29 protein-coding genes and 1 pseudogene are annotated in these 24,335 nt (G+C 68.1%); 18 read left to right on the forward strand and 12 right to left on the reverse strand.

Annotation, left to right across the window (positions count from 1 at the left end; all coding sequences use genetic code 11):
* The 3 genes and pseudogenes from AC1DTF_RS19265 to AC1DTF_RS19275 all read right to left on the reverse strand — a co-directional run.
* Positions 1-202 (reverse strand): annotated as a pseudogene (locus tag AC1DTF_RS19265) (DNA integrity scanning diadenylate cyclase DisA); the annotation flags it as partial.
* Between the two features lie 8 nt (positions 203-210).
* A complete protein-coding gene (gene radA / locus AC1DTF_RS19270) occupies positions 211-1,608 on the reverse strand; it encodes a DNA repair protein RadA (RefSeq protein WP_268766340.1) in 1,398 nt (465 codons plus the stop codon).
* Positions 1,609-1,647: 39 nt separating this feature from the next.
* A complete protein-coding gene (locus tag AC1DTF_RS19275) occupies positions 1,648-2,238 on the reverse strand; it encodes a copper chaperone PCu(A)C domain-containing protein (RefSeq protein ID WP_082614528.1) in 591 nt (196 codons plus the stop codon).
* Positions 2,239-2,486: 248 nt separating this feature from the next.
* Here AC1DTF_RS19275 and carD point away from each other — a divergent pair, with 248 nt between their 5' ends.
* The 7 genes from carD (at position 2,487) to AC1DTF_RS19310 (ending at position 7,881) form a co-directional block, all read left to right on the forward strand.
* On the forward strand, positions 2,487-2,975 hold the full coding sequence (carD, locus tag AC1DTF_RS19280) for an RNA polymerase-binding transcription factor CarD (RefSeq protein WP_057170837.1): 489 nt from the start codon (positions 2,487-2,489) through the stop codon (positions 2,973-2,975).
* Between the two features lie 18 nt (positions 2,976-2,993).
* Complete coding sequence (gene ispF / locus AC1DTF_RS19285) at positions 2,994-3,473, forward strand: 2-C-methyl-D-erythritol 2,4-cyclodiphosphate synthase (RefSeq protein WP_477475216.1); 480 nt, start codon at positions 2,994-2,996, stop codon at positions 3,471-3,473.
* Between the two features lie 51 nt (positions 3,474-3,524).
* On the forward strand, positions 3,525-4,922 hold the full coding sequence (cysS, locus tag AC1DTF_RS19290; RefSeq protein ID WP_477475217.1) for a cysteine--tRNA ligase: 1,398 nt from the start codon (positions 3,525-3,527) through the stop codon (positions 4,920-4,922).
* A gap of 2 nt (positions 4,923-4,924) precedes the next feature.
* A complete protein-coding gene (gene rlmB / locus AC1DTF_RS19295; RefSeq protein ID WP_057170840.1) occupies positions 4,925-5,866 on the forward strand; it encodes a 23S rRNA (guanosine(2251)-2'-O)-methyltransferase RlmB in 942 nt (313 codons plus the stop codon).
* A gap of 89 nt (positions 5,867-5,955) precedes the next feature.
* Complete coding sequence (locus AC1DTF_RS19300) at positions 5,956-6,798, forward strand: SH3-like domain-containing protein (RefSeq protein WP_477475218.1); 843 nt, start codon at positions 5,956-5,958, stop codon at positions 6,796-6,798.
* A gap of 22 nt (positions 6,799-6,820) precedes the next feature.
* Complete coding sequence (gene scnC / locus AC1DTF_RS19305; RefSeq protein ID WP_477475219.1) at positions 6,821-7,543, forward strand: thiocyanate hydrolase subunit gamma; 723 nt, start codon at positions 6,821-6,823, stop codon at positions 7,541-7,543.
* Between the two features lie 56 nt (positions 7,544-7,599).
* Positions 7,600-7,881 (forward strand): thiocyanate hydrolase, encoded by a 282-nt coding sequence (locus AC1DTF_RS19310; protein WP_235571756.1) that lies wholly within the window; start codon positions 7,600-7,602, stop codon positions 7,879-7,881.
* A gap of 1 nt (position 7,882) precedes the next feature.
* Here the strand turns inward: AC1DTF_RS19310 and AC1DTF_RS19315 are convergent, their stop codons facing one another.
* The 4 genes from AC1DTF_RS19315 to mrf are packed head-to-tail and all read right to left on the reverse strand — an operon-like array spanning position 7,883 to position 11,489.
* Positions 7,883-9,115 carry an SLC13 family permease gene (locus AC1DTF_RS19315; protein WP_477475220.1) on the reverse strand — a complete coding sequence of 411 codons (1,233 nt, stop codon included), beginning with the start codon at positions 9,113-9,115 and terminating at the stop codon, positions 7,883-7,885.
* Positions 9,106-10,020 (reverse strand): MBL fold metallo-hydrolase, encoded by a 915-nt coding sequence (locus tag AC1DTF_RS19320; RefSeq protein WP_057170844.1) that lies wholly within the window; start codon positions 10,018-10,020, stop codon positions 9,106-9,108. The genes AC1DTF_RS19315 and AC1DTF_RS19320 overlap by 10 nt, the downstream gene beginning before the upstream one ends.
* A 39-nt stretch (positions 10,021-10,059) precedes the next feature.
* Positions 10,060-10,302 carry a type B 50S ribosomal protein L31 gene (locus AC1DTF_RS19325; protein WP_057170845.1) on the reverse strand — a complete coding sequence of 81 codons (243 nt, stop codon included), beginning with the start codon at positions 10,300-10,302 and terminating at the stop codon, positions 10,060-10,062.
* Complete coding sequence (gene mrf / locus AC1DTF_RS19330) at positions 10,299-11,489, reverse strand: ribosome hibernation factor-recruiting GTPase MRF (protein WP_057170846.1); 1,191 nt, start codon at positions 11,487-11,489, stop codon at positions 10,299-10,301. Before mrf ends, AC1DTF_RS19325 begins: the two co-directional genes overlap by 4 nt.
* A gap of 117 nt (positions 11,490-11,606) precedes the next feature.
* Between mrf and rpmB the strand changes: the two genes are divergently transcribed.
* Genes rpmB through rpsR form a run of 4 tightly spaced genes read left to right on the forward strand, consistent with a single transcriptional unit; the run spans position 11,607 to position 12,569 of the window.
* Positions 11,607-11,843: a 50S ribosomal protein L28 gene (gene rpmB / locus AC1DTF_RS19335; RefSeq protein ID WP_057170957.1), complete on the forward strand. Its 237-nt coding sequence runs from the start codon at positions 11,607-11,609 to the stop codon at positions 11,841-11,843.
* Positions 11,843-12,010 (forward strand): 50S ribosomal protein L33, encoded by a 168-nt coding sequence (gene rpmG, locus AC1DTF_RS19340; protein ID WP_057170847.1) that lies wholly within the window; start codon positions 11,843-11,845, stop codon positions 12,008-12,010. Before rpmB ends, rpmG begins: the two co-directional genes overlap by 1 nt.
* The gene (rpsN, locus tag AC1DTF_RS19345) at positions 12,010-12,315 is read left to right on the forward strand and encodes a 30S ribosomal protein S14 (protein ID WP_477475221.1); all 306 of its coding nucleotides are present in this window, start codon (positions 12,010-12,012) and stop codon (positions 12,313-12,315) included. Before rpmG ends, rpsN begins: the two co-directional genes overlap by 1 nt.
* The gene (rpsR, locus tag AC1DTF_RS19350) at positions 12,315-12,569 is read left to right on the forward strand and encodes a 30S ribosomal protein S18 (RefSeq protein WP_057170849.1); all 255 of its coding nucleotides are present in this window, start codon (positions 12,315-12,317) and stop codon (positions 12,567-12,569) included. Before rpsN ends, rpsR begins: the two co-directional genes overlap by 1 nt.
* Here rpsR and bluB read toward each other — a convergent pair.
* On the reverse strand, positions 12,566-13,240 hold the full coding sequence (gene bluB / locus AC1DTF_RS19355) for a 5,6-dimethylbenzimidazole synthase (protein ID WP_477475222.1): 675 nt from the start codon (positions 13,238-13,240) through the stop codon (positions 12,566-12,568). The two genes, rpsR and bluB, sit on opposite strands and share 4 nt — an antisense overlap.
* Before the next feature lie 9 nt (positions 13,241-13,249).
* A complete protein-coding gene (locus AC1DTF_RS19360) occupies positions 13,250-14,452 on the reverse strand; it encodes an MFS transporter (protein WP_057170851.1) in 1,203 nt (400 codons plus the stop codon).
* A gap of 100 nt (positions 14,453-14,552) precedes the next feature.
* On the opposite strand from AC1DTF_RS19360, the gene AC1DTF_RS19365 reads away from it, so the two are divergent.
* The gene (locus AC1DTF_RS19365) at positions 14,553-14,888 is read left to right on the forward strand and encodes an ArsR/SmtB family transcription factor (RefSeq protein WP_477475223.1); all 336 of its coding nucleotides are present in this window, start codon (positions 14,553-14,555) and stop codon (positions 14,886-14,888) included.
* Here AC1DTF_RS19365 and AC1DTF_RS19370 read toward each other — a convergent pair.
* Positions 14,881-15,636 carry a LamB/YcsF family protein gene (locus tag AC1DTF_RS19370; protein ID WP_477475224.1) on the reverse strand — a complete coding sequence of 252 codons (756 nt, stop codon included), beginning with the start codon at positions 15,634-15,636 and terminating at the stop codon, positions 14,881-14,883. The two genes, AC1DTF_RS19365 and AC1DTF_RS19370, sit on opposite strands and share 8 nt — an antisense overlap.
* A 6-nt stretch (positions 15,637-15,642) precedes the next feature.
* Positions 15,643-16,284 carry a zinc ABC transporter ATP-binding protein AztA gene (aztA, locus tag AC1DTF_RS19375; protein WP_477475225.1) on the reverse strand — a complete coding sequence of 214 codons (642 nt, stop codon included), beginning with the start codon at positions 16,282-16,284 and terminating at the stop codon, positions 15,643-15,645.
* 41 nt (positions 16,285-16,325) lie between these two features.
* Here aztA and aztB point away from each other — a divergent pair, with 41 nt between their 5' ends.
* From aztB to aztD, 3 genes are read left to right on the forward strand one after another with little or no spacing between them, the layout of a single operon-like run.
* Positions 16,326-18,305: a zinc ABC transporter permease AztB gene (aztB, locus tag AC1DTF_RS19380; RefSeq protein WP_477475226.1), complete on the forward strand. Its 1,980-nt coding sequence runs from the start codon at positions 16,326-16,328 to the stop codon at positions 18,303-18,305.
* Positions 18,302-19,201 carry a zinc ABC transporter substrate-binding protein AztC gene (gene aztC / locus AC1DTF_RS19385; RefSeq protein ID WP_477475227.1) on the forward strand — a complete coding sequence of 300 codons (900 nt, stop codon included), beginning with the start codon at positions 18,302-18,304 and terminating at the stop codon, positions 19,199-19,201. The genes aztB and aztC overlap by 4 nt, the downstream gene beginning before the upstream one ends.
* Positions 19,202-19,219: 18 nt before the next feature.
* Complete coding sequence (gene aztD, locus AC1DTF_RS19390) at positions 19,220-20,410, forward strand: zinc metallochaperone AztD (RefSeq protein WP_477475228.1); 1,191 nt, start codon at positions 19,220-19,222, stop codon at positions 20,408-20,410.
* Positions 20,411-20,457: 47 nt separating this feature from the next.
* On the opposite strand, the gene AC1DTF_RS19395 is transcribed toward aztD, so the two are convergent.
* The gene (locus AC1DTF_RS19395) at positions 20,458-21,636 is read right to left on the reverse strand and encodes a GTP-binding protein (protein ID WP_477475229.1); all 1,179 of its coding nucleotides are present in this window, start codon (positions 21,634-21,636) and stop codon (positions 20,458-20,460) included.
* Between the two features lie 57 nt (positions 21,637-21,693).
* On the opposite strand from AC1DTF_RS19395, the gene AC1DTF_RS19400 reads away from it, so the two are divergent.
* From AC1DTF_RS19400 to AC1DTF_RS19410, 3 genes are read left to right on the forward strand one after another with little or no spacing between them, the layout of a single operon-like run.
* Positions 21,694-22,701 (forward strand): metal ABC transporter solute-binding protein, Zn/Mn family, encoded by a 1,008-nt coding sequence (locus AC1DTF_RS19400; RefSeq protein WP_477475230.1) that lies wholly within the window; start codon positions 21,694-21,696, stop codon positions 22,699-22,701.
* 4 nt (positions 22,702-22,705) lie between these two features.
* Positions 22,706-23,470 carry a metal ABC transporter ATP-binding protein gene (locus tag AC1DTF_RS19405; protein ID WP_477475231.1) on the forward strand — a complete coding sequence of 255 codons (765 nt, stop codon included), beginning with the start codon at positions 22,706-22,708 and terminating at the stop codon, positions 23,468-23,470.
* Complete coding sequence (locus tag AC1DTF_RS19410; protein ID WP_477475232.1) at positions 23,471-24,325, forward strand: metal ABC transporter permease; 855 nt, start codon at positions 23,471-23,473, stop codon at positions 24,323-24,325.
* Positions 24,326-24,335 lie beyond the last annotated feature (10 nt).

The raw sequence follows: 24,335 nt of genomic DNA on the forward strand, positions 1-24,335 counted from the left end.
CGTCCAGGTTGAAGCCGCCGTCGCAGATGGCCTCGACGCTGTCGTCGTAACCCAGCACGATCAGCGCGCCGGTGCGGCCGCGCAGGATCCGTTCCAGGCCGTCCCGCAGGTCGGTGCCCGGCGCCAGTCGGCCGAGTGTCTCGCGCAGGGTGGGGCGGGCCAGATGTACCACGCTCCGGCTGCCTCTGGACTTCACCGCCATCGCGCCTCCTAGGATCGGCCGCCATTGTTGCCGATCGACCGGAGCGCCCGCAATGCCGTGCCGATGTTGTCCGCGGTGGTCAGCCGCAGACCGGCGGGCACATCCTTGACCCCGGGCGGCACGATGGCGTCGGTGAAACCCAGCCGGGCCGCCTCGGCGAGCCTGCGGTCCATCCCGCTGACCCGGCGCAGATCCCCGGCCAGCCCGACCTCGCCGATGGCGATCGCGGTCGCGGGCAACGGGACGTCGATATAAGCGGACCCGATCGCCATGGCGACGGCCAGGTCCGAGGAGGGATCGGTCAGCCGCATTCCCCCGACCGTGGATAGGTAGATGTCGTGCCGCCCGACCGGCAAATTGGCCCGCTTCTCCAGGACAGCGGTGATCATCGCCGCGCGCGCGGAATCGATACCGCTGACCGCGCGGCGCGGATTGGTGGCCGGTTCCTGTCCGATCAGGGCCTGCACCTCACCGATCATCGGGCGCTTGCCGTCCAGGGTGACCGTGATCGCGGTCCCGGACACCGGGGTCGGACGCTGATCCAGGAACAGCCCGGACGGATCGGCCACGCATTCGATACCGCTGTCGTGCAACAGGAAACAGCCGACCTCGTCGGCCGCGCCGAAACGGTTCTTCACCCCGCGCACCATCCGCAGGGCCGAGGCCCGGTCACCCTCGAAGTGCAGCACCACGTCGACGAGGTGCTCCAGCGAGCGCGGCCCGGCGATGGCGCCGTCCTTGGTGACGTGACCGACCAGCAGCACCGCCACCCCGTCGGCAGCGCGCGCCATCTTGGCGTAGGAGGTCAGCGCGGTGGTGACCGCGCGCACCTGGGTGACGCCGCCGGTGACACCGTCGGCCTCGGTGCTGGACATGGTCTGCACCGAGTCGACCACCACCAGCGTGGGTTTGACCTGTTCGATGTGGCCGAGAGCGGTCGACAGATCGGATTCCGCGGCCAGGTACATCTCGTCGTGCGTGCATCCGGTGCGTTCGGCGCGCAACCGGATCTGCCCCGCCGACTCCTCGCCGGACAGGTAGAGCGCGCGCCGGCCCCCACTGGCCCAGCGGTGCGCCACCTCCAGCAACAGCGTCGACTTGCCCACCCCCGGATCACCGGCCAGCAGGGTCACCGACCCGGGCACCAGTCCGCCACCGAGCACCCGGTCGAGTTCGCTCACGCCGGTGGGAAAGTGCCTGGTGACACCGGGATCGATGGTGGTGATCGGCACCGCGGGTGAGGACGGCGCGACGGCGCGCCGGGTCGAACTGCCGTTCAGCGCGGTGAGTGCGGCGACTTCGTTGACGGTTCCCCAGGTGCCACAGTCCGGGCAGCGCCCGACCCATTTGGGCATGACATGACTGCAGTCGGAACACCGGTATTGCGAACGTACTTTCGAAGCCACACCGTGACGGTAGCCGTCACCCCTGACAGAACGTCAGATTCAGTGCCCGCCGCTTTCGCCGTGTCCGCCGCCGCCCCCGACGACGGGTTCGCCGTCGCGGCGCGCGACCTCGCCTGCCGAGATCGGCACGGTGAACGTGCTGGCGCCGGCCTTCTCGAAGGTGAAGGTGAAGTCGTAGGTGAGGCCGTTGGAGATCGGTTCGGTCAGCGTGACCTGCGCCTGGACCTCGTCCTCGCGCTCCACCATGCCGAGTGCGTCATGGCCGTCGGGGTTGCCGACCAGCAGCAGGCCGTTGGCCGGGATCTCGGCGTCGCCGGTCAGCGTCACCGAGCCGATGTCGGAGGTGATCGACACCAGCTTGTCGTCCACATCGGCCGAGTTGTTGGCCGCCGCGAAGATGAGTTCGGCCTCGGTGCCGGGCTGCACGTAGTCGCTGGTCTGCGGCGCACGCAGGAAAACGTTGCGCAACGCGATGTTGCCCACGGCGTCGACGGTGCCGTTGACGGCGGGTTCCTGAACCGCGGTCTGGGACACCTGGCCGGCGCTGCAGCCGCTGAGGGCGAGGCCGGCGATCAGGGCGCCGGCGGCCAGTCGGGACGCGCGCACGTTGGAGCGGTTCACTGCGACCACTGGAGCCTCCTGCTCAACCGAACTGATTCGACTATGCACTGTAGTAGGTGGTGATCCGGCGCGGTAGCCGAGGGCTTCCCAGCGCCGCGACGAGGTCCGAACTGGGCGCCCGGACAGCCGTCCACGTGCATGTATCCTCCCCGGTGTCAACCCCTAGTCTTTGGTCTCAGTGCCCCTGACCTGCATTGTTGTTCCGCGTCTGTCCGGCCCTCGTGCTAACATTGAGGTGTGAAAGGGGCTCGAAACTGATGATTTTCAAGGTCGGAGACACCGTTGTCTATCCACACCACGGTGCTGCGTTAATCGAGGCGATCGAAACCCGGACCATCAAGGGCGAGCAGCGAGAGTATCTCGTCCTGAAGGTGTCCCAGGGAGATCTCACTGTTCGTGTTCCCGCTGACAACGCCGAGTACGTGGGTGTGCGTGATGTGGTCGGGCAGGAGGGCCTGGACAAGGTCTTCCAGGTGCTGCGCGCACCGCACACCGAAGAGCCGACCAACTGGTCGCGCCGGTACAAGGCGAATCTGGAGAAGCTTGCCTCCGGTGACGTGAACAAGGTCGCCGAGGTCGTTCGCGACCTGTGGCGTCGCGATCAGGAGCGCGGCCTGTCCGCAGGCGAGAAGCGGATGCTCGCCAAGGCTCGTCAGATCCTCGTCGGTGAGCTCGCGCTCGCCGAGAACACCGTTGACGCCAAGGCCGAGATCATTCTCGAAGAGGCGCTCGCGGCCGCGTCCTAGCCGTCACGAAGCGACGATGTGACGGATCTGCGCGTCGGTCTCGGAACCGACGTTCATCCCATCGAGGCTGGGCGACCGTGTTGGTTGCTGTGCCTGAAGTTCGACGAGGCTGACGGCTGCGCCGGTCATTCTGACGGTGATGTTGCCGCTCATGCGTTGTGCGATGCGCTGCTGAGCGCAGCCGGCCTCGGCGATCTCGGTGTCGTGTTCGGCACCGATCAACCCCAGTGGCGCGGTGTCGGCGGCGCAGACATGCTCCGCCATGTGCACGGTCTGCTGACGACCGAGGGTTTCCGGGTGAGGAACGCCGCCGTTCAGGTGATCGGCAACCGGCCCAAGATCGGGCCGCGCCGCACCGAAGCCCAGACCCTGCTCTCAGAACTGCTCGGCGCGCCGGTTTCGGTGTCGGCCACCACCACCGACGGACTCGGCCTGACCGGTCGCGGTGAGGGTTTGGCGGCCATCGCGACTGCCCTTGTGGTCGGTCCGGAACAGTAAGGCCACCAGGCTGGTGCGGCTGACGCCGGAAGGCCGGTAAGCTGGCACGTCGTGACTGGACTGCGGCTTTACGACACGATGGCGGGAGCCGTTCGTGACTTCGTGCCGTTGCGCCCCGGCCACGCCTCGATCTATCTGTGCGGTGCCACCGTTCAGGGGCAGCCTCATATCGGGCATGTGCGCAGCGGTGTGGCTTTCGATGTACTGCGGCGGTGGTTGACCGCCAAGGGCTTCGACGTCGCCTTCGTCCGCAACGTCACCGATATCGACGACAAGATTCTCAACAAGGCCGCCGATGCGCGCCGCCCGTGGTGGGAGTGGGCCGCGACCTACGAGCGCGCCTTCACGGCCGCCTACGAGGCGCTGGGCGTGCTGCCCCCCTCGGTGGAGCCGCGCGCCACCGGGCACATCACCCAGATGGTCGAACTCATCGAGCGGATGATCCAGCGTGGCCACGCCTATGAGGGCGGCGGCGACGTCTACTTCGATGTGCTCAGCCTGCCCGAATACGGCAAGCTCTCCGGGCACCGAATCGACGATGTGCACCAGGGCGAAGGCGCCGCGACCGGTAAACGCGATCCGCGCGACTTCACCCTGTGGAAGGGCGCGAAGCCCGGCGAACCGTCGTGGCCGACACCGTGGGGACCCGGGCGCCCGGGCTGGCACACCGAATGTGTGGCCATGTGCGAGGCCTACCTGGGAGCGGAGTTCGACATCCACGCCGGCGGCATGGATCTGGTGTTCCCGCACCACGAGAACGAGATCGCCCAGGCCGAGGCCGCCGGCGACGGTTTCGCCCGGTACTGGTTGCACAACGGCTGGGTCACCATGGGTGGCGAGAAGATGAGTAAGTCGCTGGGCAATGTCTTGGCGATTCCCGCTGTGCTGCAACGGGTTCGGGCCGCCGAGCTGCGCTACTACCTGGGCAGCGCGCACTACCGGTCGATGCTGGAGTTCTCCGAGAACGCGCTGACCGACGCGGCCAAGGCCTACAGCGGTATCGAGGAGTTCCTGCACCGGGTGCGTAACCGGGTCGGCACGGTGGAACCCGGGACCTGGACCGACAAGTTCGCCGCGGCTCTCGATGACGATCTGTCCGTGCCGATCGCGCTGGCCGAGGTGCACACCGCGCGCGCCGAAGGCAACCGTGCGCTCGACGCCGGTGACCACGAGGGCGCGATGGCAGCGGCACGGTCGATCCGGGCCATGATGGGCATCCTGGGATGTGACCCCCTCGATGAGCGCTGGGAGACCCGGGACGAGACATCGGCCGCGCTGGCGGCGGTGGATGTGTTGGTGCACTGGGCACTTGCCGGCCGCGCCGAGGCGCGTGAGAAACGTGACTGGGCTGCCGCAGACGCCATCCGGGACCGGCTCAAAGAGGCAGGCATCGAGGTCACCGACACCGCAGACGGACCCCAGTGGTCGCTGACCGAAGGGGAGAATTAGCAATGGCCGGAAACTCACAGCGCCGCGGCGCCATTCGCAAAGAAGGCACCAAGAAGGGCCCGGTCGTAGGGTCCGGCGGCGTCCGCAGACGCGGCCTGGAAGGCAAGAAGGCGACGCCGGCGGCCAAGGACAGGCCGCACCATCCGGCCGCCAAGAAGGCGGCCAAGGCCGCACGCGCCGCCCAGGGCCGGCACCGCAAGACCGACGAGACCGAGGTCGTCCTCGGGCGCAACCCGGTGGTGGAATGCCTGCGCGCCGGTGTGCCCGCCACCGCACTGTGGGTGATGCTCGGGGTCGACGCCGATGAGCGGATCACCGAATCCGTGCAACGCGCAGCGGATTCCGGTATCTCGATCCTGGAGGTCCAGAAGCACGACCTGGACCGGATCGCCAGCAACGGGCTGCACCAGGGCCTGGCGCTGCAGGTGCCGCCCTACTCGTACACCCATCCCGATGACCTGCTCAAGGCCGCCCAGCGCGACAGCGTCCCCGCCCTGCTGGTGGCGCTGGACAACATCTCCGATCCGCGCAACCTCGGCGCCATCGTGCGCTCGGTCGCGGCATTCGGCGGCCACGGTGTGGTCATCCCGCAGCGGCGTTCGGCATCGGTCACCGCGGTCGCCTGGCGGACGAGTGCCGGTGCGGCAGCACGCCTTCCGGTATCGCGCGCGACAAACCTGAACCGCACCCTGAACAGCTGGTCGGACGCCGGCCTGCAGGTCGTCGGCCTGGACGCCAAGGGCGACACCGAACTCGACGAACTGGATGCCTCCGGGCCGATGGTGGTCGTGGTGGGCTCGGAGGGCAAGGGCCTGTCCCGGTTGGTGCGGGAGAACTGCGACGTCATCGTCTCGATCCCGATGGCCGGTCCCACCGAATCGCTGAACGCCTCGGTGGCCGCCGGTGTGGTGCTCGCCGAGATCGCCCGGCAGCGCCGCAGCTAGCAAACCCGGTTACCGCGTTCTTCCCGCGCGGACACCACCTGCACGTTATGGTCGACGGACCCATCCCAGTGGAGTCCGAGGAAGCGCCCATGAGTACTCCCGCGCAGCGCGCCGCCCAGCTGGAACTCGTCGCCCGGCTCAAGTCGTCCTACCCCGAGCTGCCCGACGCCCCGACACCCGATCTGCTCGGCCACGAGCGCATCGCCGCCTACCTGAAGCCGGTGCACGACGTCGGTGGCGAACCGGACGCCCCGATGAAGTACGAGAACAAGCAGTACGAGGCGTGGGAGGAATTGACCTACGTGATCTGCGAGGTGCTGGCCTGGCGCGGCATCTGGCTGTCCGAGGAGCGGCGCCGGATCGGCAACGTCGACGTCGGCCGCGCCGAATACCTGGGACTCCCGTACTACGGACGCTGGTTGTTGTCGGTGGCGCGGATCCTGGTGGAAAAGCACCACATCGGGCTCACTGAACTCACCGAGCGGATGGCCGAGGTCAAGGCCCGCTACGCCGGCGGCCTCGACGGCCGCGCGATCGAGGCCCGGCCCAGGTACGAAGGCGACGGATCGGGGGTCAGGCGCAACACTCATCACCTGCATGCGGTCGGCAAGGGTGATCCGCAGGTGTACGCCGGGCACGCGGGGACTCCCGCGTTCGGGGTCGGTGACCGGGTGGTGGTCCGCGACGAGCTGCCGGTGCTGTTCTACACCCGCACACCGGAGTACGTGCGCGGCGCCACCGGCGAGATCGCGGCGGTGGCCTATGAGAGCCCGGCCGCCGAGGACGAGACCTGGGACCGCCCGGACGCACCGCCGGAATGGTTCTACGTGGTGCGGTTCAACATGTCCCAGCTGTGGCACGGCTATACCGGCACCACCACCGACACCTTGCAGACCGAGATCCCCGAGCATTGGCTCCGGGCCGCCAGTTGATCTCAGTGAGAAGGGTTCTCCCATGACCGGACACGGCCACGACCACGACCACGACCACGAGCGGACGGTCGCGCCGATGGTCGACGAGATCACCGACTTCGAGGTGCTGGAAGTCGCGCTGCGCGAACTGTGCATCGAGAAGGGCATCTTCACCGCGGCCGAGCACCGCCACTTCACCGAGTTCGCCGAACAGATCGGGCCGACACCCGCCGCGCACCTGGTCGCACGGGCCTGGCTCGACCCGGAGTTCAAGGCGCTTGCGCTGTCCGAGCCGATGTCGGCCAGCAAGGAGGTCGGTGTCGACTGGATGGAGCCCACCGGTTTCGGCACACCCAGTGATTTCACCGCCTTCCAAATCCTTGCGGACACCCCGAACCTGCACCACGTGATCGTCTGTGCGTTGTGTTCGTGCTACCCCAGGCCGATCCTCGGCAACTCGCCGGAGTGGTACCGCACACCGAACTACCGTCGCAGACTGGTTCGTTGGCCCCGGCAGGTACTTGCCGAGTTCGGCCTCTACCTGTCCGATGACATCGAGGTACGGGTGCAGGACTCGAACCAGAAGCATCGCTTCATGGTCATGCCGATGCGGCCGGAGGGAACCGAGGGCTGGTCCGAGGACCAACTGGCCGAGATCGTCACGCGCGATTCCCTGATCGGGGTTGCGTTACCCAAGGCGGGCGTGACCACCAATGTCATCACCGACACCCGTCCGGCCGTCCACCCCATCCCGGACCGGCCGTGAACACGCCGATCGCCCCGCTGCAGCAGATCGTCGAACGCGATCAGGTGTGGCTGCGGATGGCGGCCAAGCACGGGGTGGACAACCCGGTACCGCCGTGGAAGACCAGCCTGGACGGGCTGTGCGATGCCCTCGACGCGGCCTCGTGCAGCGCCGATGTGCCGACGTTCAAGGAGCGCCGCGACGAGGAGGATGAGCTGGTCGCCACCCTGTATGCCGGACTGCCGTACCCGGAGAACCAGTTGATGGCACTTGCGCATTCGCTGCTCGTGCGTGGTGTCATCACCGAGTCCGAACTCGAAGACCGGCTGGCCGCCGTCCGCGCCCGCCTACAGTCCTGAGTCAGCCCGACCGGGTGACCACCCACAGGCACACCACCGCCACGATCAGCGTGAGCGGAGTGGTGCACAGCCCGACCCTGCTGAACTCGGTGAACCGCGCAGGCATCCCGTCGCGGTGGACGACGCTGCGCCACAACAGGTTTGCCAGCGATCCGGGGTAGGTGAGGTTCGGCCCGATGTTGACCCCGATCAGTACCGCCAGCACCGCGGCGGGTCCCACCGGCGTCACCAGCGGCAGCATCACCAGTACCGCGGGCAGATTGTTGACGACATTGGACAGCAGCGCCGCCACCGCGGCGATACCCAGCAGCGCGAGCAGGCCCTGGCCGTCGGGGATGAGGCGATGCATCGCGGTTTCGAGACCGTTGCTCATCACGGCGGTGACCACGACGCCCAGGCACAGCACGAATGCCAGGAACGGAAGGTCCAGCGCGGCAAAGATTCCGGACACCGTGCTGTGCTTCTGGACCAGGCTGCGCACGCCGAGCGCCAGTGCACCGGCCAGCGCGGCCCAGGCCGGTGACAGTCCGAGCGCCGACGTGACCGCGAATCCGGCGAGGGTCAGGAACACCACCGCGAGCGCGAAGACCGGCACGGACAGCGGCTCGTCGGGTGCGGTGTGGTGTGGTTCGACGGCCAGGTCCTTGGCGAAGATCCAACGCAGCAGCACGAACTCGACCAGGATCGCGGCCAGCCAGGGCAGCGCCATGGTGGCGGCGAAATGTAGGAACGTCAGACCGGCCGCGCTGAAGGCCAGCAGGTTGGTCAGGTTGGACACCGGCAGCAGCAGCGACGCGGTGTTGGACAGATGCGCCGTGGCATAGGCGTGCGGGCGGGCCGGCACGGACAGGGTGCGTGCGGTGGCGAGCACCACCGGTGTCAGCAGCACCACGGTCGCGTCCAGGCTCAGCACCGCGGTGACCGCCGCCGAGATACCGAATACCGAGGCGAGTAAACGGTTCTGGCCGCTGGAGGTGACCCGCGCCATGAACACCCCCGCCGCGTGGAACAACCCTACGTCAGCGCAGAGCCGCGCCAGCACCAGGATGGCGGCCAGGAATCCGACCACCGGCGCGAGCTCGGACACCTCGGCGACCGCCGCATCCCAGGACACCGCGCCGGTCACGATGACAGCTGCCGCCGCGGCCACCGCCACCACGGCCTGAAAGCGAGGGCACAGCAGCGCGAACCCGAGGACCGCGGCGAGCGCGGCGACGGAGAGAATCAGCGCCATGGATCCGTCGGCTGCCACAGCGTCGGCAGATGCAGCTCGACACCGTCCTCGGCGGCCAGCGCGGACAGCGTCCGCATCGACGCGTCCAGATCGTCGGCCGCGAACGGCAGCGCACGCAGCGGGCGGTCCAGCGGCCGGAAGAAGTCGTCCCAGTGGATCAGCACCACGCGACGCGCGCCGACGGTGCGGACCGTCTCGGCCCAGTAGTCCAGCAGGTAGCGCTCGGGCTGCAGGCCCAGTTGCCCGATGCCCAGATACACCACCTCGGCGCGCTGACCGACCAGCGCACCCGCAACGAAGCCGGCGCTGCCGACCACCAGCATCCGGCGTCCGCTGGGCCGGTGCGCCACCATCGTCGACCACGCTTCACCGCACCGGTAGACCGAGGCCCGCACCGGGGGGTCGACCGGCGCGTCGATCACGCCGGGAAACCGGTCCGGTGGGCAGTGGTCGCCGACGATCAGGGTGACGTCGAAGGCGCCGAGGCGCATCGGCTCACCCGGGGTGGCCACCACGACGCGGTCGGCGGGCAACCGGTGCCCGACGTGCGCCGCCGAGGCGCCGCCGACGAGTGTCGCACCGGTCCGCTGCGCCACCACCGCCGAGTCCATGGCGTGGTCGAAGTGGGTGTGCACCGGGAGCACCGCATCGAGGGTGCGCACTCCGAGCCGGCCGAGACAACCGTCGATGCGGGGCTCCGAGGGCGCGATCCGGCCCAGCCCGACCTGCAGCAGCGAAGGCCTGCTGAAGAAGCCGTCGGTCAACACCGCCGATGTCCCATCGGAGATCAGCAGGGTGGTGACACCGGCCCAGGTCACCGTCGGCGCCGCGGCCGGGCCGGCCGGCGGCAGGTCGAAGTACCGCGCGTAGTCGTCGATATCGGGCCGGCCGGCTTTCAGGCGCATGCCCCAGAGCCTATTGCCCGAAGCTGGCGGACCCCTGCGCTACTGGGTCCCGTACCGGCGGCGGAACTTCTCCACCTGTCCGGCCGTATCGAGGTGGCGGTTGGTGCCGGTCCAGAACGGATGAGAGTCCGCGGTGACATCGACGACGACCAGCGGGTAGGTGACGCCCTGATAGTCGATGGTGCGGTCGCTGGTGACCGTCGACCGGATCAGGAACGTCTTGCCGGTGCCGGCGTCCTGGAAGACCACCGGGTGGTAGTCGGGGTGGATATCGGGTTTCATTCTTCTCCGTTCAACATGATGTGTTCGTCGGCCAGGTCGTGGGACAGCTCGGCGCAGGGATCTTCGTGCCACTCCCCGAACGGGTCGGGGTAGGAGGCCCAGTCTCCCGGGCGGTCCAGTTCGGCATCGGTGAGCAGTGCTGTGTTCAGAGCAGCCGTGATGAACTCCGGGTTCGCCCCGCAGACCAGGACGGTCAGGGCGATGTGCCGGTCGCCGAACCGTTCGTCCCAGTGCGAGGCGGCCATGGCAGTGCGCTCCGGGTCGACGTAGGCGCGGTCGCGTTCGGCCATGCCCGCCAGCCAGCGTCCGGCATCGCCGACGCCGAGACCGCCACCCGCCGATTCGATCCACACCACGGTGTCGGGTTGACTGGCCAGCCAGGCCCGTCCGCGCACCCGCACCACGCCGTCGAGCAGCGCGTCGATGGCGTGGTGCAGGCGCTCGGGATGAAATGGCCTGCGCGCGTTGAATTCCAGCAGCTCGACCTCGCCGTCCGGTTGCAGCGGGGGTTGCCCGGCCAGCAGCGAATCGTGCGGGTCGTCGGAACGGCCGCGGCGTGACTGCGCATCGAGATGCTTCAACGCCGTGGTGACATGCTGCAGTCCGACGGTGATCCGGGCCCGCGGCGCCAGTCTGCGCAGCACGGCCAGGGTGGCCCGGTCGGCCTCGGTCAAAACCAGCACGTCGGCGAACTCGGCCTGGCCGACCACCGCCTGGGCCACGGTGCGGGAAGCGTCGAGCTCGTCGTCGCCGAGCGCCTGGCTGAGCCACACCCCGGTGTCGACACAGGTCACGACCGCCTGGATCTCGACGTCACGACCGGCCGGGCCATCGATATAGCCCGGCCCCAGCTGCACGGGTGTGTCGTTGATGGCCGTGCAGATCGCTTCCGGGTCAAGCCATTCCATCAAGTGCACGACGATGCGATGCACGTCGCTGCGCCGGTGCAGTTGGCGCAGCAGGATCAGCAGGTCGTTGCGGATGGTGCAGGTGACACAGCAGTTGGCGATCTCCAGCGGCCACTGGGTGATCACCAGCTTGGTGTCCCGCATACCGCTGACCCGCCGGATCACGACGTGTCCTTCGGCCGCGTATCCGACCACTGCGGTCCCCGGCGTGCGGATCAGCACGTCGGCGACATCGGTCCCGGCACCCTGCCCGGCTACCAGTACAACTGGCGTCCGCATCTCATCACACCCTTATCGGTAACGATTGTCATTAAGTCGATTCGTACGTTACCGTGTGTCGGTCAGCTTGTCGAAAATCGTTTTCATTAACGAGTGAGCATGTATGAGGAGCCGCCGATGTCTGCGCACTGCCAGGTCACCGGGCGCGCACCGGGTTTCGGTAACCGGGTGTCACATTCGAATCGGCGCACCCGTCGCCGGTGGAACCCGAATATTCAGGTCAAGACCTATTACCTGCCCTCGGAGGGCCGGCGTATCCGGCTGCGGGTCAGCACCAAGGGCATGAAGGTCATCGACCGGGACGGCATCGAGGCGGTCGTCGGTCGGCTGCGCAGGGAAGGGCAGAAGATCTGATGGGCAAGAGTAATGACATCCGGCCGATAGTGAAGCTGAAAAGCACTGCCGGCACCGGATATACCTACGTCACCCGCAAGAACCGGCGCAACGATCCGGATCGCCTGGTGTTGAAGAAGTACGACCCGGTGCTGCGCAGGCATGTCGATTTCAAGGAAGAACGCTGATGGCCAAGAAGTCGAAGATCGTCGCCGATGAGCGTCGCCGTGCCATTGTGGCGCGCTACGCCGAGCGGCGCGCCGAGCTCAAAGACCTGATCCGCAGGCCGGATGCCGATGCAACACAACGTATGTCGGCGCAAGCCGAGCTTCAGCGGATGCCGCGCGACGCCAGTGCGGTCCGGTTGCGTAACCGCGACGCCGTCGACGGCCGGCCGCGTGGGCACCTGCGCAAGTTCGGGCTGTCCCGGGTGCGCATGCGTGAGATGGCGCACCGAGGTGAGCTTCCCGGCATCAAGAAAGCGAGTTGGTGATGGCACCCCGCGCGCCGAAGAAGCGCAGACCCGCACCGGAGGAGATCAAGCGGCCGCGGCAGAACAAGCTCAAGGCGCTCGGCGTCACCGAGGTCGACTACAAGGACGTCTCGCTGCTGCGGACGTTCATCTCCGAACGCGGCAAGATCCGTTCCCGGCGGGTCACCGGGCTCACTCCGCAACAACAGCGCCGGGTCGCGATCGCGATCAAGAACGCCCGAGAGATGGCGTTGCTGCCTTACGGTGGGCCCTAGTGATCCGCCAGATCCTCTGAAGACGTTGCCGTCCAGCTGTTCTCGGCGACGAACTCGGACAGCGGCCGGCCGTGGGTCCAGTCGTCGATCTCCAGGGCCGGGCGGTCCGGGAACTCCGGCACCGGGCCCAGACACAGGATCGCGACGGGCTCGGCGCCTTCGGGCATGCCGAGCAGGTCGGCCAGGAGGGCGGGTTCGAAGATCGACACCCAGCCCATGCCGAGGCCTTCGGCACGGGCGGCCAGCCACATGTTCTGGATCGCACAGGACACCGATGCCAGGTCCATCTGCGGCATGGTCCGGCGCCCGAACACGTGCCGTTGCCGGTCATCGCGCAGCGCGACCACCAGCAGTTCGGCGCACTCCAGGATGCCCTCGACCTTCAGTTCCAGGAATTCGTCACCCCGGGTGCCGAGCGCTTCGGCGGTGCGCTTGCGTTCCTCGTCGACCAGATCGTGCATGGCGGTGCGCAGGTCCGCGTCGGTGATGCGGATGAATCGCCACGGCTGCATCAGTCCCACACTCGGGGCGGCATGCGCCGCCTGCAACAGCCGGGCCAGGACGTCCTCGTCCACCGTGGCGCCCGGCACGAATCGGCGCATGTCCCGGCGTTCGGCGATGGTCCGGTAGACGGCCCGGCGTTCGGCGGCGCTGAACGCGTGATCGGTCACGCCGTCAGCCTAGAGACCCCGGGCCGCCCTGGTGCTACGCAGCCCCGCGGCGGCCGCGCCGAGGCAGGCCGCGGCGACGGCACCGGCAAACCACGGGAACACCGAGGCCAGATCCCATCGGGTGGCGGCCCAGCCGGCAATCAGGGTCGGGACGGCCATCGCGGTGTAGGCCAGCAGGTAGAACGCCGACATCGTCTCGCCGCGCCGCGTCGCGGGCACCACATCGGAGAGGTGGCGGAGCGAGCCGCCGAATCCCAGTCCGAATGTCGCGCCGAGCAGCACCGCGGCCACGAACACCAGCTCCCAGCGGTGGGTCAGCAGGACCGGGATCGTCAGCAGCAGCGACACGGCCATCCCGACGTCACCGATGATCGCCGAGTACCTGGCCGGCAGCCGGGTGGCGGCGAGCTGGGCCATGGCGGCGGCGAACGCGGTGGTGGCGACCACCGCACCGCCGAAGACGAGATTGTCGATGTGCGTCTGCTGGGCGGCCAGTGACGGGTACAGCGAGAGCAGCACACCGAGCACCGACCAGGACGCCATGGCGCCCAGGGCCGAGAACCAGAAGTCGGCGCGGATCTCCGCGGGCACAGCCGGTTTGGCCAGCCGGATGGGACCCTGGGTGCGCGCCGTGTGTGGCTCGTCGAGTGCCAGCAGCCCGACGCCGATGACCAGGCAGATGACCGCGACGACGGCATACGGTGTGCGCAGCGGATGCGGTGCGTACTGGGCCAGCAGCGCCGAACCGATGATCGCGACTGTCATGCCGATGTTGAAGCTGACCCCACTGAGCTGGCCGGTGCGCACCCCGTGGTTCGGGCGCAGGTCTAGCAGTGCCGCCGCGCCGGCGACGACGATGGAGCCGACCGCGGCGCCGTGGATGGTGCGGGCCAGCAGCAGCATCGCCATGCTGTCGGCGATCAGGAACACCCCGAGCCCGATCAGCAGCGCCACCAGGGCTCCGATCAGGACCGGCTTGCGGCCGACGACATCGGAGATCTTGCCCGACACCAGCACCGCCGCCAAAGCCGCCAGCGCGTATACCGCGAAGACGATGGTGGTGGCCAGCGGAGACAAATGCCAGTTCGCCTCATAGATCCCGTACAGCGGGGCGGGCAGTCCGGAGACGCCCAGTGCGACGCCGCTCAGTACGAGTACGAGCGGGTAGGCCCAGCGTTGCACCGGGCTGGTCGCAGGGTCGAACGCCACCATCGCAGGCAACCTCCTCGGGCTGGTTTGACGGACATCGAACTGGATTCAGGCTACGCTGGGTTTGACAGACATCAAACCGAATATGACCGAGGTTATTCCGATGCCAAACAATGCGCTGGTCACCGAGTACCCGGTGCACGCGGTGGGTCCGGTGCAGAAGGTGCTGGCGGCGATCCACGACCCGGTGCGTCTGGAGGTCGTCCGGCGCCTCTACAACGCCGAGACGCCACTGCAGTGCGGGGTGCTCTACGACGGCATCAACAAATCCACCGCCACCCACCATTTCAAGATCCTGCGTGAGGCTGGCATCACCGAGCGCATGGTGACCGACGGGTTGACGTATCAGAAGCTACGTCTCGACGAGGTCGAATCGGCCCTGCCAGGACTGCTGGCCAGTGTCGTCGGCGGTGCCAACCGGGACGCCGCCGCTAGCTGAACGGCGCGGGCGTCATCCCTTGCTCGGCGAGCCGTGTCCGAACCGCCTCGGCGATCTGCACGGCCCCGGGCGAGTCCCCGTGCACGCAGACCGATTCCACGCTGATCGGTATCTCGGTGCCGTCCTGCGCGGTGACCCTGCCCTCGGTGATCATGGTCAGCACCCGGGCGGCGATCTGCTCGGCGTCGTGCAGTACCGCGCCCGGTTCGCGGCGTGACACCAATTGCCCGTCGGGCCGGTAGGCGCGGTCGGCGAAGGCCTCGGCCACGGTGCGCAGCCCGAGTTCGCCTGCGGCGTCGAAGAACACCGAGCCCGCCAGCCCGAGCACCGGCAGCCCGGGGTCCACCGCGTGCACGGCCGCCGCGACGGCGCGAGCCTGCGGCTCATTGGTGACGATCGAGTTGTAAAGCGCCCCATGTGGTTTGACGTAGGTCACCGATGACCCCGCAGCGGTGGCGATCGCGGACAGCGCACCGATCTGATAGATCACCTCGGCGGTCAGCTCGTCGGGATCCACATCGATGAAGCGTCTGCCGAACCCGGCCAGATCGCGATAGCTGACCTGGGCGCCGACGCGGACACCGCGCTGGGCCGCGGCCCGGCAGACCCGCAGCAGGCCCGCCGGATCGCCGGCATGGAACCCACAGGCCACGTTGGCCGAGGTGACGATGTCGAGCATGGCGTCGTCGTCGCCGAGGGTCCACACCCCGAAACCCTCGCCGAGGTCGGCATTGAGATCCACAGTCACGGCTTTCTAGCCTAGTGCGCGTCGATGCTCGTCGAGGTCGATCCGGTGCTCGGCGGAATCGATCAGCGCGGTGTCGTGGGTGGCGGCCACCACCGTGGTGCCGTGGGCCGCCAGCCTCGTCAGATGCCCGATCACCATGGCCGCCGATGCGGCATCCAGCCCGGTGGTCGGCTCATCGAGCAGTAACAGCGGGGCCTCCTGCGCGAAGGCCTGGGCCAGCAGGACGCGTTGCCGTTGGCCGCCGGAGAGTTCGCCGAGCGTGCGGTGACGCAGATCGGCGAGTCCGAGTTCGGTCAGCCAGAATTCGACGACGGCACGGTCGTCGGCTGCGGGCCGGCGCAGCAGGCCGAGGTGGCGCCACCGCCCCATCATGACGGCCTGCGCCGCGGTCAAGGGGAACGAATCGGTGACCGCGCTGCGCTGCACGGCGAACGCGATATTGCGCGTACCGGGGGCGACGGTGCCGGCGTCGGGGTGATGCACACCGGCCAGCAATCCGAGCAACGTCGACTTCCCGCAGCCGTTGGAACCCGCGACGGCGGTGACGGCGCCCGAGGCGATCGACAGCGTCAGCCCACGGAAAACCGTTGTGCCGGAAAAGCCGAAGTCGATTCCGGACACCTCGATGGCGTCGGTGACCCGAGTCACCTTATTGAAAATGAGTTTCATTACTGATAAGACTCTACGGCATGACGTCCTGGCTCATCGACCCCTTCCAGGCGGACATGGTCCTTCGCGCCTTGGTGGCCGGGGTGACCGCCGCCTGTCTGTGCTCTCTGGTCGGCTGCTGGGTGTTGTTGCGGCGCAGTGTCTTCCTGGGTGAAGCCATGACCCACGGCATGCTCCCCGGTGTCGCCGTCGCCGCGCTGCTGGGTGTCAGCCTGATGGCCGGTGGCCTGGCCGCCGCCCTGATCATGGCCTTCGGTGTCGCCGCGATCGGCAGATCCTCGAAGCTGTCCGCCGACACCAGCATCGGACTGTTGCTGGTGGGCATGCTCGCGCTCGGGGTCATCGTGGTGTCCCGGTCCCAGAGCTTCGCCGTCGACCTCACCGGGTTCCTGTTCGGGGATGTCTTCGCGGTGCGGACCACCGATCTCGCGGTGCTCGGCGCCGCGCTGCTGCTGACCCTGGGTGCCGTAATCGTGGGTCACCGTGCCTTCGTCGCGGTGACCTTCGATCCGCGTAAGGCCGCCACCCTCGGTCTGCGTCCACAGTTGGCGATCCCGGCGCTCACGGTGTTGATGGCGGTGGCCATGGTCGCGTCGTTCCACGTGGTCGGGACCCTGCTGGTGCTCGGTCTGCTGGTCGCTCCGCCGGCCGCGGCGCTGGCGTGGGCCACCTCGATACCCCGTGTCATGGCGCTGTCGGCCGTCATCGGGTCACTCGCGGTGTACCTCGGCCTGCTGATCTCCTGGCATGCCGGGACCGCGGGTGGCGCGACGATCGCCGGTGTCGCGGTGCTGCTGTTCTTCGTGTCGGCGCTGTTGGCCCAGCTGCGCATCCGGTGGACGAAGGCCGCGGCGGTGGCGGTGGTTTCCTGCGCGGTGGCCGGATGCGCCACCGCGCCGACGCCGGCGCCGGCGGCCGGTACGGGCGACGGGGTTGCCGTCGAGGACGGCGCCCGCGAGGCCGACGGGCCCCTGACGAAGCTGGTGCTCGTCGACCCCGTGACCGGTGCCACCTCGGTGTACGACGCGGTCGACGAGGTCGAGACCCCGGTCGGCACCCACGGACCGGTGACCGGACTGGAGGGTGATGGACGGTTCGCCTACCTGCAGACCCGCAGCGGCACCACCGTCGTCGATGCCGGGGCGTGGACCTTCGACCACGGAGACCACTACCACTACTTTTCCGGCACTGCGGCCGAGGCCGCGACGCTCGATGTGTCGGCGGCCTCGGTCAGTGCGAGCAATTCCGTCGTGGCGCTCCGTTCACCCTCGGGGACAACCGAACTGATCGACCGGGAACGCCTCGGGCAGAAGTCCGTCGCACCGTCCGAACTCACCGTCCCGCCGGATGTGGCCGCGGCCGCGCCGTACGGCAGCAGGCTGGTGACGGTCGCCTCCGGCGGCCGCCTGCAGGTCACCGACGACGCCGGCACCTCCGAGTTGGCGGGAGACTGCCCGCTGCCCTCCTGGGTGATGACCAGCAGGCGGGCCGTGGTGTTCGGATGCGAGACCGGCGCCGTCCGGGTCACCGGAGGTGACAAGGATCTGACGGTGACGGCGGCCCCGTATCCGGCCGACGCACCGTCCCAACGTCCGGCGAGCATGGAGCACCGCGACCGCGCCGACGTGTTCGCGGGACTGGCCGCCGGGAACGTCTGGGTACTCGACAGCCGTCAGCGATCCTGGACGTTGATCCCGGTCCCCGACGCGGTGGCGACCAACACCGCCGGCGACGGGACCGTACTGGTGCTGCACCGCGACGGGACACTCAGCGCCTTCGACATCGGAACCAGAACCGAGACGGCGCGAATCCCGTTGTTCCCCAGTCTCATTCCGCACTACGGTCCGCAGCCGGTGGTCGATCTGGACTCCGATCGCGCGTATGTCAACAACGCCGCCACCCACGAGGTGTACGAGATCGACTATGCCGACGGACTGCGCGTCGCCCGCACCCTGCGCACCGAGGTGGCGCCCGGTCTCATGGTGGAGGCCGGCCGGTGAGCCGCCTGCTGGCTGTCCTCGCGCTGCTCGGGGCGCTGCTCACCGCGTGTGCGGACAGCGCCGGCGGTAGCGAGATCGTGGTGACCACCAACATTCTCGGCGACGTGGTGCGCAACGTGGTGGGTGATGCCGCGACCGTGCGGGTGCTCATGCAACCCAACGCCGACCCGCATTCGTTCGGGGTGTCCGCGCAGGACGCCGCGGCGATGGGCAGCGCCGGACTGATCGTCCACAACGGACTCGGACTGGAAGAGAACATCATCCGAAACGTGGAAAGCGCGCGGGCACAAGGCGTTCCCGCGCTCGCGGTCGGTGATCACATCGAACCCCTCGAGTACCGCGGCGGCGACAGTGCGGGCACGCCCGACCCGCACTTCTGGACCGATCCGCAACGCATGATCACGGCCGTCGACGTCATCGAGCAGACGATCACCCGTGAGGTCGACGGGATCGACACCGCGGCAGTGACCCGCAACGCCGACACCTACCGCGAACAACTGCGCGCCCTCGATCGGTCCATGGGTGACGGTTTCGGCGCCCTGGCGCCGGAACGCCGCAAGCTCGTCACCAATCACCACGTGCTCGGCTACCTCGCCGAGCGCTTCGGCTTCGCCGTGATCGGCGCCGTCGTGCCCAGCGGCACCACCCTGGCGGCACCCAGTCCGTCGGACCTGCAATCTCTGGTCGGGGCCATCGAATCCGCCCGGGTGCCGGCCATCTTCGTCGACTCCTCACAGCCGGAGAAGCTGGCCCGGGTGCTCGCCGAAGACGCCGGTGTCGAGGTGCGCATCGTGCCGCTCTACAGCGAATCCCTCAGCCCGCCCGGCACGCCGGGCGCCACCTACCTCGACATGATGCGCGCCAACACCGACGCCATCGTCACTGGTCTGCGATAGCAGAGAAATGGAGCCAAAATGTCCCATCCGCGGTGGCTTTACCGCGTCGGAGCCGTGTCGTTCGCGGCGGCCGCGCTGGCGGCGTGCTCATCGAGCACCGAGAACGCCGACAGCACAGCCAGTTCCGAGTCGACCTCGAGCGCGCCGATCGCCGAACCGCTGGTGGCCACCTACGACGGGGGCCTCTACATCCTCGACGGCAAGACGCTCGAGGTGAGACAGGACATCCCACTCGAGGGATTCCTGCGGGTCAACCCGGCAGGGGACCACGGCCACGTGTTGGTCACCACCACCGAGGGTTTCCGCATCCTCGATGCCGCGGGCGGGCAGCTGACCGAGGACACCTTCCCCGCCGTCGAGGCCGGTCATGTCACGCCGCACGGCGAGAACACGGTGCTGTTCGCCGACGGCACCGGGGAGATCACCGCCTTCGATCCGCATGACCTGGAAAAGGGCGGTATGCCCGAAACCCGGAAGTTCACCACCCCCGAGGCGCATCACGGGGTGGCCGTGATCCTGGCGGACGGCACCCTGCTGCACACCCTGGGCAACCCGGACACCCGCGTCGGCGCCGTTGCGCTGGACGGGGACCGCGAGATCGCGCGCAGCGAGGAGTGTCCGGGCGTGCACGGCGAGACCGTGGCCGCGGACGAGGTGGTGATTCTGGGCTGCGAGAACGGCGTGCTGGAGTTCGCCGACGGAAAGTTCACCAAGATCGCCAGCCCCACGCCGTACGGGCGGGTCGGCAACACCCGGGGTCATGAGGACTCGCCGGTGGTGCTGGGGGACATGAAGGTCGATGCGGATGCCGAAATGGAACGTCCCGAGCAGTTCGCGCTCGTCGACACCACCACCGACAAGATGCGGCTGGTGAAACTTCCACCGGGCGTGAGCTATTGGTTCCGTTCACTGGGACGCGGCCCGCAGGCCGAGGCGTTGATCCTCGGCACCGACGGCAAGCTGCATGTGTTCGATCCGGTGACCGGTGACCTGGTCACGTCGATCGAGGTGGCTGCGCCATGGACCGAGCCCGACGACTGGCAGCAGCCAGGTCCTGCTGTCTTCACCCGTGAGGGCGCGGTCTACGTCAGCGACCCGGCGGCCAAGCAGATCCACCTGGTGGATCTGGCGGCGGGCACCGTCACCGAATCGGTGACGCTGGAGCAGACGCCCAACGAGCTGAGCGGGGCCGTCGGCCACGACCACTGAGCAGAACAGCAGTCCGGCCGGGGGCACGCCCCCGGCCGGATTCTGTGTCAGTGCGAATGCTGTTGGGTCACACCCCAGGCCGGCAGCGGATCGGCGAAACCGAGCCACGCCGACTCGCCCTCGGCAATCTCGTCATCGGTGAGCAGCGCGTCGTTCAGCAGCCGGATGACCTTGTCCCGGTCGAGTTCGATGCCGATGAACACGATCTCCTGGCCGGGCGTGATGTCCGTGTTCGACCAGTATTGCGCTGGTTCGATCACCAGGTTCGGTCCGGCCTGCGACCAGATCGCGGCAATCGATGGGCGGCTCGCGACCCAGCAGAATCCCTTGCTGCGCAACACCCTGGTGGTCTTGGCGAGTGCACCGGCGAGCCGATGCGGATGGAACGGCCGGTCGGACCGGAAGGTCATCGAGCTGATGCCGTACTCCTCGGTCTCCGGCGCATGTCCCTCGGCAATCTCCTCATCCCAGCCGGGTGACTGCGCCGCGGCGATCGGATCGAAGAGCCCGGTGCCCAGTACTTCTGCGATCTCGACGACACCATGCCGGGTTCTGATCAGCTTTGCGGTGGGGTTGAGTCGGCGTAGCAGCGTCTCGACGGTGCCCAGGTGCGCCGGGCTCACCAGGTCGGTCTTGTTGAGCAGCAGTACATCTGCGAACTCGACCTGGTCGGTCAGCAGGTCGGCGATGCTGCGCGCGTCGCCCTCGCCCGCCGAGAGATCGCGGTCGGCCAGTGCCTCGCCTCTGGCGATCTCGGTGAGGAAGGTGGACGCGTCCACCACCGTCACCATGGTGTCCAGTTTCGCGAGCTGCCCCAGCTGGAAGCCGTCCTCGAACTCCCAGTCGAAGGTCGCCGCCACCGGCATCGGCTCGGAGATCCCCGTCGACTCGATGACCAGCTGGTCGAAACGGTTCTGCCGGGCCAGCGTGCCGACCGCCTCGACCAGATCCTCGCGCAGCGTGCAGCAGATGCAGCCGTTGGTCAGTTCGACCAGCTTCTCGTCGGTTCGGAGGGCAGGAGCGAAGCGACCCGGGGAATGATCACGTTCCAGGTGTCCCTGCCCGGCGATCAGGGCGGCGTCGATGTTGATCTCGCTCATGTCATTGACGATGACCGCGACGCGGCGGCCCTCGCGGTTGCCGAGGATGTGATTGAGCAGGGTGGTCTTGCCGGCACCGAGAAAGCCGGACAGGACGGTGACCGGAAGTAGAGCGGGGGCTGTCATGACACTCCTTATTGATAATGATTATCAATAAGACATTGTCCGATGCGGCGTTTACTAATGCAAACGGTTATCGTTATCGGCGTGATCTCGTTTGCGTCCTCCCGCGCCCTGGCCGCGGGCCTGCTGCTGGCCGTCCCCTTTGCGCTGAGTGCCTGCGGAACGAACGACGGACCGGCTCCGGCGTCGACCGCCGCCCAGGGGGACTGCCCGACCGAGCCCGTCGACGTGGTGGTCAGCGTCGACCAGTGGGGCAAGATCGTGTCCTCGCTCGCCGGAGCCTGCGCCAACGTGACGACAGTGCTGTCCGGCTCGTCGGTCGACCCGCACGATTTCGAACCGGCACCCTCGGACGCTGCCGCCTTCGAAGGCGCCCAGTTGGTCGTGGTCAACGGCGGCCACTATGACGAATGGGCGGCCAAATTGGCCGAGAACAGCGCCCCGGAAGCACCGGTCGTGGACGCCATGGCGATCCTCGGTGGCGATCACGCGGGCCACGACCACGAAGACCACGATCATGAGGGCCACGATCCTGACGACGCCAACCCGCACGCCTGGTACAGCCCGGTCGCGGTGACCGACGTCGCCACCGCGGTGACCGCCGAGCTCACCAAGCTCGCCCCGGCCGCAGGCGAATACTTCGCCGCCCGGAACACCGCGTTCACCGCGGCGCTGCAGCCTTACCGCGATCTCATCGCCCAGATCAAGGCCGGCGCCACCGGTAAGAGCTACGCCGCCACCGAGAGCCTGTTCGACGACATGGCCGCCGAACTGGGGCTGGCCAACCGCACCCCGCAGGGCTATCAGGTCGCCTCGTCGAACGAAACCGATCCCTCCCCGGCCGACCTCGACGCATTCCTGCGTCTGCTGTCGGATCGCGGCGTGGACGTGCTGATCTACAACACCCAGACCGAGGGCTCGGTGCCCGAACAGCTGCGCGCCGCGGCCGAGAGCGCCGGTGTTCCGGTGGTCGATGTCACCGAAACGGTCGCACCGGGCGCGCCGACGTTCGAGGCTTGGCAGGTGGATCAACTCACCGCTCTTGCCGAGGCTCTTGGTGTCAACTAATCCGGTGTCCGATGACGCGCTTGTCTTCGACGATGTCAGCGTCGTCCGTGGCGGCCGGCTGATCTGGTCGGAAGGCACCTTCGCCATCCCGGCCGGCGGCATCGTGGCCGTGATCGGATCCAACGGCTCGGGCAAGTCGACGCTGCTGCAGGTCGTGCTCGGCCTGCTGCCGGTGGCATCCGGAGCGGTGCAGGTGCTCGGCGGGCGGCCCGGGGCCAACAACGACGCCATCGGGTACGTGCCGCAGGACTATGTGGCCGGCGCCGGGGAGGCGATCCGCGCGCGCGACGCCGTGATGCTGGGACTCACCGGTCGGCGGTGGGGCGTGCGTCGCGACACCGCGGCCGACAAGGCCCGGGTCACCGAGGCGCTGCAGGCCGTCGAAGCCGGCGAGTTCGCCGACCGACGGGTGTCCCAGCTGTCCGGCGGGCAGCGTCAACGCATCGCACTGGCCAACGCCCTGGTGTCCCGCCCGCGCCTGCTCATCCTCGACGAACCGCTCGCCGCGCTCGACCTGCGCAACCAGCACGAGATCGTGCAGCTGCTGTCCCGGCTGAACTCCGAGTACGACGTGACCATTCTCGTTGTCGCCCATGACCTCAATCCGCTGCTCTCGGTACTGGACAGCGCGGTGTACCTGCTCGACGGGCACGCCCATCACGCCGCCATCGATCAGGTCGTCGACGCCGATCTGCTGACCCACCTCTACGGCACCACGGTGGCGGTGGCCAACACCCTGCAGGGGCAGATGTACATGAGGACCACCTAGATGGGCAGTACCCAGGTGTATCTGGCGCTGGGCTATCAGGAGAACTGGTGGCAGATCCTGACGTCGGCGTTCATGCGCAATGCCTTGATCGGCGGGACATTGGTGGCCCTGGCCGCCGGTCTGATCGGCTACTTCATCATCGTGCGCAATACCGCGTTCGCCGCGCATGCGCTGGCCCATATCGGGCTGCCCGGAGCCACGGGTGCCGCCTTGCTCGGCCTGCCCGTGGTGCTCGGGCTGGGCGTGTTCTGCATCGGCGGCGCCTTGGTGATCGGGGCGATGGGTAAGCGCGCCGGTGACCGTGAGGTCACCACCGGCACGGTGCTGGCGCTGGCGACCGGCTTCGGCTTGTTCTTCAACTCGCTGGCCACCAAGAACTCGTCGACGCTGACCAATGTGCTGTTCGGCAATCTGCTGGCCATCACCCACCAGCAGTTGCTGACGTTCACCGCGCTGCTGCTGGTGATCGCCGCGACCGTCGTCATCGTGTACCGCCCCTTGATGTTCGCCTCGGTGAACGCTCAGGTCGCCGAGGCCAAGGGCGTTCCGGTGCGGGCATTGTCGGTCATTTTCATGGCGCTGCTCGGCCTGTCCGTGACGATGGCCGTGCAGGCCGTCGGCACCTTGCTGCTGTTCGCACTGGTCGTCACCCCGGCCGCGACCGCAATCATGCTGACCGCGCGACCGCTGGCGGCGATGGCGATCTCCACGGTGATCAGCCTGGTTTCGGTGTGGGCGGGCCTGGCGTTGTCGGCGCTGTTCAACATGCCACCGAGCTTCGTCATCGTCACCATCGCGTGCGCCATCTGGCTCGCGGTGTGGTCGGGTAACCGGATCGGCGCCGTCGTCCGCTAGCCTCAACAGG

It is taken from the genome of Mycobacterium sp. P4_H6 (assembly GCF_056400845.1).